General features: G+C 41.5%; 8 protein-coding genes. 6 read left to right on the forward strand and 2 right to left on the reverse strand.

From position 1 onward, the window contains the following. Window positions 1–69: 69 nt before the first annotated feature. Both J5067_RS15135 and J5067_RS15140 read left to right on the forward strand, forming a co-directional pair. Window positions 70–684, forward strand: a complete 615-nt coding sequence (locus J5067_RS15135) for a recombinase family protein (protein ID WP_264651461.1) — start codon at window positions 70–72, stop codon at window positions 682–684. Window positions 685–1013: 329 nt separating this feature from the next. Continuing rightward, window positions 1014–1754: a hypothetical protein gene (locus tag J5067_RS15140; protein ID WP_264627637.1), complete on the forward strand. Its 741-nt coding sequence runs from the start codon at window positions 1014–1016 to the stop codon at window positions 1752–1754. Window positions 1755–2204: 450 nt separating this feature from the next. Here the strand turns inward: J5067_RS15140 and J5067_RS15145 are convergent, their stop codons facing one another. Continuing rightward, window positions 2205–3074, reverse strand: coding sequence for a hypothetical protein (locus J5067_RS15145; RefSeq protein ID WP_264627636.1), 870 nt, complete (start codon window positions 3072–3074; stop codon window positions 2205–2207). Between the two features lie 393 nt (window positions 3075–3467). On the opposite strand from J5067_RS15145, the gene J5067_RS15150 reads away from it, so the two are divergent. Further along, complete coding sequence (locus J5067_RS15150) at window positions 3468–5081, forward strand: restriction endonuclease (protein WP_264627635.1); 1614 nt, start codon at window positions 3468–3470, stop codon at window positions 5079–5081. Window positions 5082–5774: 693 nt separating this feature from the next. Further along, complete coding sequence (locus tag J5067_RS15155) at window positions 5775–7169, forward strand: hypothetical protein (RefSeq protein ID WP_264651462.1); 1395 nt, start codon at window positions 5775–5777, stop codon at window positions 7167–7169. Between the two features lie 197 nt (window positions 7170–7366). Here the strand turns inward: J5067_RS15155 and J5067_RS15160 are convergent, their stop codons facing one another. Beyond that, a complete protein-coding gene (locus tag J5067_RS15160; protein ID WP_264651463.1) occupies window positions 7367–8899 on the reverse strand; it encodes a recombinase family protein in 1533 nt (510 codons plus the stop codon). A gap of 38 nt (window positions 8900–8937) precedes the next feature. Here J5067_RS15160 and J5067_RS15165 point away from each other — a divergent pair, with 38 nt between their 5' ends. Next, on the forward strand, window positions 8938–10530 hold the full coding sequence (locus tag J5067_RS15165; RefSeq protein WP_264651464.1) for an ABC-F family ATPase: 1593 nt from the start codon (window positions 8938–8940) through the stop codon (window positions 10528–10530). Between the two features lie 832 nt (window positions 10531–11362). After that, complete coding sequence (hybO, locus tag J5067_RS15170; RefSeq protein WP_264643344.1) at window positions 11363–12511, forward strand: hydrogenase 2 small subunit; 1149 nt, start codon at window positions 11363–11365, stop codon at window positions 12509–12511. Window positions 12512–12514 lie beyond the last annotated feature (3 nt).

The following is a 12514-nucleotide window of genomic DNA, read 5'->3' on the forward strand; positions in this document are numbered from 1 at the left end:
TATTGCTACCACCTATAAACTACTTGTATAATCACTACCATATAAATGCTACTAGGTCATGAGATAACTATGACAAATCGAGTTTATGCATACTTAAGGGCATCAACGAAAGAGCAGGACGCGGAGAGGGCAAAAGATGAGTTACTCAGTTTTGCGAGTGATAAGCGGATAACAATTGCGGGATGGTTCATTGAAAATGAATCAGGGGCCTGTCTTACTAGGCCTGAACTCATCAGATTGATCGATCTTGCACAGCCGAATGACGTTTTGCTGGTGGAGCAAGTTGATCGGTTGAGCCGCCTTAATGGAGAGGATTGGGACAAGCTATCATGCCTAATCAAGTCGAAAGGGATTCGCGTTGTAGCATTAGATCTGCCTACCTCTCACATGTTGATTCAGAATGGTGATGAGTTTACTACGCGTATGATGGATGCGTTGAATGGGATGATGTTAGATATGCTGGCTGCTATTGCGCGTAAGGACTATACAGATAGAAGGCGTAGACAGTCGCAGGGAATAGTAAAAGCAAAGGCTGAAGGCAAATTCCGTGGTCGTCAGGCTGATACTGACATGCATGAACGGATCAGAAAGCTCCGTGATGCAGGGATGTCTTATAGCGATATTCACCAATTGACGGGGGTTGCTCGGACAACAATTAGCAGGGTAATTAAATTGCACGGCTAGTTCTTACTGAGCTGTTTTATACCTAGCTGTATGATTAACTTTACGGACTGATGTTTGATATGATAATTTGTACATTCATTTATCGACGCCTTATTAAGTTAATAGTTTTCACCATAATCGGACATATCCAACAGCATTGTGATGTTCTTAAAGGGAAATTAGCTTAATTTATTGGTATTCTGCCAACTGCTGAATTCTTATGCTCACAATAGGAGTTATTCTACATACATCATGATTTGAAAATTTAAAGATAGATAGTAGGCGTGATAAGTGATAATATTTCCTGTCTATCCGAACATCCGAACTATATAAAACAAAGGGCTAATTTAGTGATTAAAGTTACTGGCGATGGCTGGGAAGTTCCTTCAATTTCTTGTAGTACCCAAAAGTTAGCTGAGGCTGTCTATAAAATATTTTCCAGTTATGTTGGGGAAGAGATTAAAAGTGATATTTTAGTAAATAATAATCGTCATGAAAAATATCCTCTTGCTCACTTTGAAAAAAATAATGGAAACTGGGAGATTACTCTATGTTGTGAATCTGGTGATCATTGGGCACAAATGGCTTATCAGCTCTCACATGAGTTATGCCATTTATACTGTAACCACTCTCTTGCTCGCAAACATAAGCATAAATGGTTTGAAGAAAGTTTATGTGAATGTGCTTCTATAGCAGTCATGTATAAACTCGGTGAAGATTGGAATTTCTTTGAAATATCATCTTATAATTCGAGTTACGGATCTCATATTACTGAGTATATCGGTCAAGTGGTAAATACTGTCCATAGATTATTTGATACAAGTAATGAATTTACGTCTTGGCTATCTAGTATGTTACCTCAATTAGAAAAATCTTCGACACAGAGAGAAATCAATAAAGTTGTTGCTATATATCTCTTTAATTCAATCCTAAAGGAACAATCTGATAATTGGTCGGCAATAATATCTTTAAATTTATGGGATTGTTCAATGGATAGAAATTTCTATTCATTTATTGATAATTGGTTGTTTGCTTCTGAAAGCAATTTTGAAGAGGTTAAAAAAATCACTACTCTTCTTGGGGAGAGTTGACACCATTTAATAAGCTAAAGTACGAAAGAGATATTTATTTTTATAATATCTTTTAAACAATTCTATTGAAAATAGAATAATTGCATATGAGATATTTTCAATATGTTAAGTTTTTATTACTCAAGTCAACATCTGCTAAATACTCCCGTATTATTGATGCTTGACTTCTCATCGTGCAAGGCCAACTCTGACGGGAGGTAGCACACTTCTAAGTACAGCGCTATTATGCGAGGCTATTTATATGTTGACTTCTAAATAGCTGGTCCGAATAGTAAATCACTTAGTAACTTATGGTGATTAATCCGTTTCTTATCATTATAGCTATTTAGTTCTAGCTCACACCAACCCGAAGACATTGCTACGAGCAGGTCTGTGACGTAAGTATACATTGGTAGTTTTAATTAAATTAACAATCGGAACTGAATTAAGATCTATTATTAATGCCTAAGATTAATCACCAGTTTCTTCTGAAAGTGCCTGTATAACTTGTCCACACTCTCCACATACTACGAGAAGTTGGCTACCTTCTTCATACCCATAAACTTCACTAATTAAACTATGACAGTTAGGGCATTTTATTTCTCGATCAAAGCCTATGAATTTAAGGAATAAATTTTGAATCAATGAAACTGCTGTACAAGTAAGTAGAAGGCAAATTTTAGCATCGGGGAAATTTTTATTTGAAGAGTGTACGGTTTCTGCAGCGAGGTCCCATGCGGATTCAATCGTTGAACGACAATACTTTCTGAGGCTAGAATTGCGTTTCCCAGTAGCATATAAACCAATGATAATCCGGCAAATATTTTTAAAGTCAGCTACTTTAATGTTCTCTTTTTTTAATATGTCCTCATGATTTTTATAAAGATATCCAGCAAGCTCAACCATGCTCTCTCTGCATGTCAATCCAACACTTTGAATATCTTCAGGAGCACTAATATTGTTCAGAGCAATGGCGGAAGCATTTAATCTCCGACTAATAGAACTTAGCATATCAATATCTAAAGGTAACTCATTAATGACATGTTTGAAATCATTACTATGCCTTGCTTGTAGTCTTTGCGTTATGCCTAAGTGGAAAGAATATGCTTCATCAGCAGAAAAGAAAAACTCATTTTGAGTATATAGATTTAAAGGGATATTTTCACCTTCAGCAACCCACCAGTTACCATCGTTTTTTGTTCTGACATTCCAAATATTAACCTCAAAATCTAAGTCATTAAATGTTTTCTCGACCTGCATGTTTTTTATGTTTTCCAGATGTTGAGATTTTAAATATTCAGTTATTCTTCTCTCAGCATCAATTCTATACTCAGGCGTCATCTGCAATCCTTTTCGGTGAGATCATAAACATGATAAAAAAACACAACACGAAAGTGTATGTTATTAACATATGTTTTTATGTCTTGCAATATCTACATAATAACTATTTTTATGCAACAGATCCTTCAGTCGAGTTGTACTGCAAACTGCATGATTCCTGCTCCTTGCTTTTTACCGACAAACACATTTAGTGGGGCAGTCTACGCCAGAACCGGATCTTAATCACAGCACAATGAAGCAGATCAAACATAGTATTGAAAGATTACTCTCATTATCTGGATCATCCAGTTGACAATGGAGTAAATTAAAACAGCGTATGTGAATCCACGGCTGCTTGCAGCAGCTTTTCTATGGTTATGGTTCTATCTTTCAGTTGGGGGCCCTGGGACAGCAATGGGACGCAGATCTGGATTTGAAGGTTTGATACGTGCAACAGTTAGGGCAGCAGCGGCTGCGGAACGCGAGCGAAAGAGAGCAGAAAGAAATCATTTTGCTGGAGTCCGGCGTCTGGAGCGTGAAATTAAAAGAGACAACGCTCAAAGATTTCGTGAGCAAAAAGAAGCCGAGAAATTAGCTAAGGTTATGTATCTAGAGGGACGACAAGAAGAGGTGTCTGATTTAAACTCAGAGCTTGAAGATACTATTCTTGCTCTTTCGACCCTACTTGAACATACGCTCGAATTTGATGATTCGATAGATTTTTCCACATTGAAGAAAATCCCTAAGTTTGAAGACTTCAAAACTCCCCATCACTTATTACCTGAACCAGAGCCAGAACTGAGAGTTGTGAGTGTTCCTCCTATGTGGAAAATGATTTTTCCTTGGGTAAAAAGAAATTATCAACGTGAATTGCTAGTAGCTGAAGAGGCTTTCGTTAGATGCAAAGAAGAGCATTCGAGAAAGATTTCAAATCAGAAGATTGAATTAGATAAATTAACCGCAGAATATCAAAAACGCAGAAAAGTGTATTTTGATGAAATAAAAAATCAGCATGATGAAGTGGACCAGTTTGAGCAAAGTTATCTAAATTGCGATTCTGATAGCGTATTAGCCTATTGTGAAATGGTTCTTACAAGATCTGAATATCCTGAAACTGGGTTCCCCCAATCATTCAGACTTGCATATTTATCTGAAAATAAAGAATTGGTGGTGGAATATAACTTGCCTGAAATATCAATTGTCCCACGCGAGCTTGAATACAAGTATGTTAAGACAAGAGATGCAATTGATGCTAAGGCGAGAAAAGCGAATGAAATAAAAGATCTTTATCAGAATGTAATAGCCGCAATTACACTCCGAACTTTTCATGAGCTATTTGAAGCAGATAGGGCCCTAGCTTTAACTTCTGTACTTTTTAATGGTGTCATCGACACCGTTGATCCGACGAGTGGACACGATATTAAGATTACCTTAGTTTCTGCCCGAGCGCACAAGGATGATTTTATGCAAATCAAACTTGATCGGGTTGAAAAAAGTGCATGCTTACGAAGTTTGGGGGCTCAAGTTTCAGTTCGACCTGATGAGCTTCAGGCAGTCAAACCCATTCTTGAATTTGACATGGTCGATAAACGGTTCATTGAACAAGGGGATGCTCTTTCTGGCCTTGAAACACGCCCGAACCTGATGGAGCTTTCTCCTTCTGAATTTGAAGTACTAGTTTCAAATCTGTTTACGCAAATGGGGTTAGATACGAAACTCACCAGAGGTACAAAAGATGGTGGCGTTGATGCAGTTGCATTCGATACACGTCCAATCCTTGGCGGCAAAGTTGTTATTCAAGCGAAAAGGTATAAAGACACTGTTGGCGTAAGCTCCGTTAGAGATCTGTACGGTACTATGATGAATGAAGGAGCGAATAAGGGGATTTTGGTTTGTACCAGCCAGTATGGTAAAGATGCTTATCGATTCTGCGAAGACAAACCTATAGAACTTATCGATGGCGGTGGCCTTCTTTATCTTTTAAAAGAACATGCAGGCGTTTCAGCTCGTATTAATCCAAACTTTTAAGTAATTCTGGGATGCCACTATCAAGTGGCATTTTTATCAAATACTGCACTTCATTAGACTGATTCTTCATGATTAGCTCTTGGGATTCTAAGGTGGCCTGCCAAAGCTTCTGTAAGTCAGTTTGCCGTTTATTACCGAGCATCTGGTTAGGAACAGGGACTATGAACTCCAGCCGGTTCTAACACAGACTAGTCCTGTAATGGTTATAAAATGTGCTATAAGACCCCTGATTTGACTTTCAATCCTTCCTCATATAAAGTTACCGTTATCAGCTCTTACGCTGAAGAGAATATAAGTTTTCACTGAGATTAAACATTCTTCTAATGTGAGCCAGTGATGCCAAGAAGTGATTACTTGGCATAGGTATACAATCATCTTATCCCTGACTGTCAGTTATGATACTAACAGTAACCCCTGTATTTCCTATCAATCGTTTCGATTTTCATAAGATCTCTCATCAGTTCTGATGTAGATGCATTATCGATCAATATATTTCCTCACCTTGCGAATCTCAGAAGAAATTCTCCTATCGGCGTATTTTTTCTATATATGAAATTTTTTCGCCGAAAGGAGCAAGGACAGGAAGAACAAAGGATAAGTATATGTTGCAAAAAAAATCATTTTAAACGAGCTAAGTCCACGAATGTAAAGGCTTTTATGCTGTTTCGAGGTTTGGCAAAACAGGATTATGCTATGACTACTAAACCTAAAGGTTTTGATAATAAAATTGAAGCCCAATTAATTAACAAAAAAATCTGTTCCAAAGAAATACTAACAAAATACTCCGAGAAAGAGAAAAAATTTTATTTTAATCAATTGTACATTTGTGCAGTAGGTAGGCGTAGACACCCACATGTGGAGTCTGCTTCTTCAATATACTCAAGTGAAAGACGAGAGTATATTCCAAGAGCTAAACGTTTTACTGAAATGAAAAAAGATTTAAAATTAATTGAACAAGCGAGTAATCACCTGGCAGGTAAATTTCCTGATGGATATATCGCCACAAAGTTAGGCTATGAAGTTTTTTCTGAAAGTTGTAATGCAATACAAAAAGGGTGCGGAGTTGTTGATGAAAGCAATAGGCCTTATAATCCTCCTAGAAATGGGATACGCTCAAGAATGCGAGAAGGTAGGAAATGCGATGTAAAAGAAGTTGTTCCTAAAGAGATATCTATTAATGAACTTGCCCTCCATCGCCTGATGATAGAGCTAAAAAAATGTAGAAATAATGATCATAAAATAGCCCAAATTGAAAGTATTCTATCTATGGCTAAAGCAAATAAATCGGGCTGTTTGCCAATAACATATGTTCAAAGCAGCTCTGGTCGATTTTATGCTGAAAATGAAATAAATCTACAAAACTGTAGTCGTCAGATACGTAAAGCGGCTTTAGCTGGGCTTTATGATATAGATATAGAGAATTGTCATTATACTCTTTTATCTCAAATGTGTTCACGAATAAATGTATCGACTCCATGTACTGATTATTACATAAATAATAAAAAGTTGGTAAGGAAAGAAGTTGCTGAACTTTTCAATATTTCTGAAGATGATGCGAAAGTTATTCTAATTGCACTAATTTATGGCTCTAATTTATCACCTTGTGGTGTTCTGAAAAAATTGGATATAACCTATGATTCTAATGCAATTAAGGGAAGTTTTATTCATAAACTATGTAAGGAGATAAATTCTGTCAGAGATAATGTAATTAATGACTATAAGAATAGAACGAAAGGTCATTTTAAAATATTAAACGATGCTGGTTTAATAATGAAAACAAAGGTCGAGGAATTTAAAAATGTGAAGCGATCTAAATTGCTAGCGCATATTTTACAGGGGGCTGAATCATTGATTCTACAACATATGATTCGCTTTATGGGTGACAGTATTGTTTTACTCCAGCATGATGGCGTCACATGTAAAAATATTGTTAATGCTGATGAGTTGAGAAAATATATTTATGCAAATACAGGATATGATCTCTCTTTCGACGTTGAACAGCTACCTGTCAATATCCAATGTGTTGATGATGATGATGATGATTATCAGTTTAACGCCGATTATATATTAGATGTTTTTGCTGCATAATAATCGGTTAAGTAATTAGTTTAGATATAAGTCTTAGCAGGAAACCTGTCTGGATGAAATTTTATCTGATAACTTATTACATATAAAAGTACTAGTGCTTTACTTTTTTTGGCACCAAGAATCTCGGGTAGTTAAGGTATTATGTACTATTTAATACCTTCTATCCGTAATTAATGTAAGAGCATTAAGATGTGTATCTAATCATCAATTGGTTCATAAGATGATGTTTGATCGTCTGAGGTGTATTCAGCCAATAACTTTCTCAGAGCAATCGAGTCGCTCACAAATCTGAGTTTTCCATTATCGAGCATGAAGCTCTGTGTATCACCCGATAGATGATAAATTATAACCGCCCAACCAAGCCCTGACCGAGTTACAGTGATGCTTTTTAAAACTCGTTTTAACAAGAGGTTAAGCTCTAAACTATCAGTAATACTTGATAGTTTTGCGCTATTAACAGCGTTAATACCCCGCTGTTCACGCTCGCCTTTTTCTATCTCCTCAGTTATTTTTTTTACTCGTGCTTCCATGTCACCGATGGTTTTAATGACAGACAAAGGAACCTCATCAAGTTCCTGTAGTTTATTGTTCAGTTTAGCTATGCGATTTTCAAGTTGTTGCCTTTCAAGATAGATTGATTGATCAGGTGTAACAACCTTTTTGAACTCAAGCCGACCTAGTATTGTTGCTAGTGCTTCATCTAACCCTTTGATTGAAAGATTTTGCGAACAACGCCCATCTTTGGCGTTTAAGCAACCATGATAGACGTACAGTTTCCCTTTTACTGTATGCTTTCTTTTTACTAATGCACCACCGCATCCGCATCGCAATAGACCGCTGTAAGGATTATTTTCGCTGCGGCGTCCCCGGTTGGATTTGCTTTGGTCAGATTGAAGTAATAGCCATTCATCTTTGCTTATTAGGGCAGGGTAGTATCCTTCTACTCGCTCTAGTTGAATCATTTCTCTTTCGTTGGTCGTTTCACCGGTCTGATAGGCACCGTATAGCGCAGGGTTCTTTATTGTTTTGGTTATCGAAGCGTGATTCCATTGTGCAGCACGAATCCCTGCGATGCCCTTTTTATTGAGCACCTTAGCTATCATGTTGCTGCCTTTTCCTTCCTGCTTTAGTCTAACTATCAGCCTAGCTGTTTCCGCTTTTTCACTGAAGTCGTATCCCTTTACAGTGCGCTGTAGCCAGAAAGGGAGGATTTTATTGATAGGTATGCCGTTAAGTGCGTTCTGTCTCTGCTGTCCTTTGGTTTGCCGTAGGCGTAGTGCTTTGCGCTCTGATTCTTTGTGAGCAAGGTCGGCGGCTAAGGCGATACGAATCACGCTTTGTAAGTCATTCAGGCTGCTTTTAGTCAAAACCAAGCTATCGGACAAACTAACGATTTGCACATCCTTACGGAGAATTTCTTTCACCGTTTCCTGTGTGGCATCGATACCTCGTCGTGAAAGGCGATCCAATGCTTCAATAATAATGGTTGAACCTGCCGCAATCTGTCCTTCATCTATTGCGGTGAGCATATCGGCTAACGAAGGGCGTCTACCCTCGCGGAAGGCACTGATACCTAAATCCTGAAAATTCTTGCTGGAAAGATTCAGCTTATTCCTGCTGGCGTATTCCTCAGCCATTTCTGTCTGTCTGCGCAGACTGTCGCCTGATGCCTGTCTCTTGCTCGAAAAACGTACATAACTATAGGCGATCCCGTTGTTATCTTGTGGCATAATGCGTCCCAAATCACGTTTTGATAAGAGTATATCCTTTGCTATTAAGTAACAACATTACGATGCAGTTTGGCAGTAAGCCGCTTTTTGAAAACATCTCCGTCAAGTTTGGCAACGGCAACCGCTACGGGTTGATTGGTGCTAACGGTTGCGGTAAATCCACCTTTATGAAGATCCTCGGTGGCGATCTGGTGCCGAGCGGCGGTAACGTTGCCCTCGATCCGAATGAGCGCCTGGGTAAGCTGCGTCAGGACCAGTTTGCGTTTGAGCATTTCAGCGTGCTGGATACCGTGATCATGGGACACGCTGAACTCTGGACGGTAAAAGAAGAGCGTGACCGCATTTACGCGCTGCCAGAAATGAGCGAGGAAGACGGCTATAAAGTGGCCGATCTGGAAGTTAAATACGGCGAAATGGACGGCTATAGTGCCGAATCTCGCGCAGGGGAACTGCTGTTAGGCGTCGGTATCCCACTGGAACAGCATTACGGTCTGATGAGTGAAGTCGCTCCCGGCTGGAAGCTGCGCGTACTGTTGGCGCAGGCGCTGTTTTCCAATCCTGATATTTTGCTGCTCGATGAACCGACCAACAACCTGGATATCGACACGATTCGTTGGCTGGAAAACGTGCTGAACGAACGCAACAGCACCATGATCATCATTTCCCACGATCGCCACTTCCTGAATATGGTGTGCACTCACATGGCGGATCTGGACTACGGTGAGCTGCGCGTTTATCCCGGAAACTACGACGAATACATGACGGCCGCCACGCAGGCGCGCGAACGTCTGTTGTCAGACAACGCCAAGAAAAAAGCGCAGATTGCCGAACTGCAATCCTTCGTCAGCCGCTTTAGCGCTAACGCATCGAAATCGCGTCAGGCAACGTCTCGTGCACGTCAAATCGAAAAAATTCAGCTTGATGAAGTGAAAGCCTCCAGCCGCCAGAACCCGTTTATCCGCTTCGATCAGGATAAGAAATTGTTCCGTAACGCGCTGGAAGTGGAAGCGCTGGCGAAAGGCTTTGATAACGGCCCGCTGTTCTCTGGTCTTAACTTGCTGATTGAAGTGGGTGAAAAGGTTGCCATCCTGGGGACCAACGGTATCGGTAAAACCACGCTGCTGAAAACCCTGGTGGGCGAGCTGGCAGGGGATAAAGGTACCGTTAAGTGGTCTGAAAACGTCAACATTGCCTACTACGCGCAGGATCATGAATACGAGTTTGATGGCGATCTGACCGTGTTTGACTGGATGAGCCAGTGGAAGCAGGAGAAGGATGACGAGCAGGCCGTGCGCAGCGTACTGGGCCGCCTGCTGTTCGGTCAGGACGATATCAAGAAGAAAGTGAAAGTGCTCTCTGGGGGCGAAAAAGGCCGTATGCTGTTCGGCAAGCTGATGATGCAGCGCCCCAATATTCTGGTGATGGACGAACCCACCAACCACCTGGATATGGAATCGATTGAAGCGCTTAACATGGCGCTGGAGCTCTATCAGGGCACCTTGCTGTTTGTCTCCCATGACCGCGAGTTCGTAAGCTCGCTGGCGACGCGCGTACTGGAAATCACGCCTAACAAGGTGGTGGATTTCACCGGCAGTTACGAAGAGTACCTGCGCAGCCAAGGCATTGAGTAACTTATCGCTTCTGTTACCCCGCTGCGCGATTATTCGCGCGCAGCGGGCGTTCCACCTAACATCCTCGCTCGCTTCCCTTTGATAGCCACCCGCTTTCTCTTTGATACATAGGATCTTGCAATCGCTGCATCCACCACGGTGCACTTAAGAGAACCCGTCGCTCTGCTACTCCCTTAGGGTTATAGTCACTTTTATTTATTATTTTTCGTCTGCAATTGACCGCCTATTTGTGTCATTTTTTCTTTCTCTTACCTGAGCAATATATTCGGCGTTGTGATGTGATTCAAAAAATTTGCGTTAACGGTTTTTATTTAACTAAATTATTTAACGCTTTTTTTGAAAGATCCTATGTTGATCTGTGCAAAACGAGAAAATCAGATATATTAAAAAATAATAGATATGATATTTAATTATGCTAAAAATCAACTATTTATATATTTTTGGTTTGTGGGTTAATCGATTAAGCAGCGAAATCGATACTGCAAAAAATAGAAGAATATAGTTATTGAGATTATTTCTCATTTAAATTCTGTGTAAATGGACAAAATAAAAGGATGATGCGTAAACAATCACACTTATAACAGAAATAAGCAGGCTAATGTTCTGCTGCTTGATGAAGATCAAGTCTGTTAAATGAATTTCCTCATTACCATACCCGTACACATGTTGTGTGTTATACCCCACACCGTTGAAGTTGCAGGTGCGTCGGCTATCTTGCTTACTCCGCCAGACTTATCCACATCAGTTTTCGGGAGTACGCGAGGCAGTCGTGTACCTGTTTTTCGAAATCCATTGGGTAAGCTCCGTTCTGGTTACAGGAGAATAATAAAAAATGACTGGGGAAAATGTAATGCTTTCCCATCATGGCGTTAATCGCCGTGATTTTATGAAGTTATGTGCAGCACTTGCCGCATCGATGGGGTTAGCGGATTCCGCTGCCGCAGAGATTGCGCAATCCCTTGGCTCCGCGCAGCGTCCGCCGGTGCTATGGATTGGCGCTCAGGAGTGTACAGGTTGTACCGAATCCCTGCTGCGTGCTACTCACCCGACGATTGAAAACTTGCTGCTAAACACCATTTCGCTGGAGTACCACGAGGTACTCTCGGCCGCTTTTGGTGAGCAGGCAGAGGAGAATAAACACCGCGCCATCGAACAGTACAAAGGTAAGTATGTGCTGGTGGTGGACGGTTCTATTCCGATCAAGGATGGCGGCATCTACTGTATGGTGGCTGGCAAGCCCATCGTCGATCATATCCGTGAAGCGGCGGAACACGCGGCGGCGATTATTGCCATCGGCTCCTGTTCTGCCTGGGGGGGGGTTGCCGCAGCAGGTAGCAACCCGACAGGCGCGGTCAGTCTGGAAGCGGTACTGCCGGGCAAAACCGTTATCAATATCCCCGGTTGTCCACCGAACCCACACAACTTTCTGGCGACCGTGGCGCATATCATCACCTATCAACGTGCGCCGGCATTGGATGCCAAAGGCCGTCCCACCTTTGCCTATGGTCGCCTGATCCATGAGCATTGTGAACGTCGTCCTCACTTTGATGCCGGCCGCTTTGCCAAAGAGTTTGGTGATGACGGGCATCGTCAAGGCTGGTGCCTCTATCACCTGGGATGCAAAGGACCGGAAACCTACGGTAACTGCTCGATCATTGAATTCTGTGACGTCGGGGGCGGTATCTGGCCGGTAGGGATCGGTCACCCGTGCTATGGCTGTAACGAAGAGGGCGTCGGCTTTAAGAAAGGGATCTTCCAGTTGGCGAATGTGGAGAATCCTACGCCGCGTGCGCAGAAACCGACGGTAGATCGTCCCGAAGGGGGTGAAGTTTCCGCCACGGCGGTAGGTCTGCTCGGCGCGGTGCTGGGCGTGGTCGGCGGCGTCAGCTTGATGGCAGTGAGGGAATTGGGGCGTCAACAGAAAAATGCTCAGCAAAAACAGGGGCAGCAAGACGCCGGTAACGATTCCCGGGAGGGCTAAGCC

It is taken from the genome of Candidatus Symbiopectobacterium sp. NZEC151 (assembly GCF_025962655.1).
Taxonomy (GTDB): domain Bacteria; phylum Pseudomonadota; class Gammaproteobacteria; order Enterobacterales; family Enterobacteriaceae; genus Symbiopectobacterium.

Coding starts and splice junctions, on each gene's coding strand:
- J5067_RS15135 (WP_264651461.1), top strand. CDS start 70: ATGACAAATCGAGTTTATGCATACTTAAGGGCATCAACGAAAGAGCAG.
- J5067_RS15150 (WP_264627635.1), top strand. CDS start 3,468: ATGGGACGCAGATCTGGATTTGAAGGTTTGATACGTGCAACAGTTAGG.
- J5067_RS15155 (WP_264651462.1), top strand. CDS start 5,775: ATGACTACTAAACCTAAAGGTTTTGATAATAAAATTGAAGCCCAATTA.
- J5067_RS15160 (WP_264651463.1), bottom strand. CDS start 8,899: ATGCCACAAGATAACAACGGGATCGCCTATAGTTATGTACGTTTTTCG.
- J5067_RS15145 (WP_264627636.1), bottom strand. CDS start 3,074: ATGACGCCTGAGTATAGAATTGATGCTGAGAGAAGAATAACTGAATAT.
- hybO (WP_264643344.1), top strand. CDS start 11,363: ATGACTGGGGAAAATGTAATGCTTTCCCATCATGGCGTTAATCGCCGT.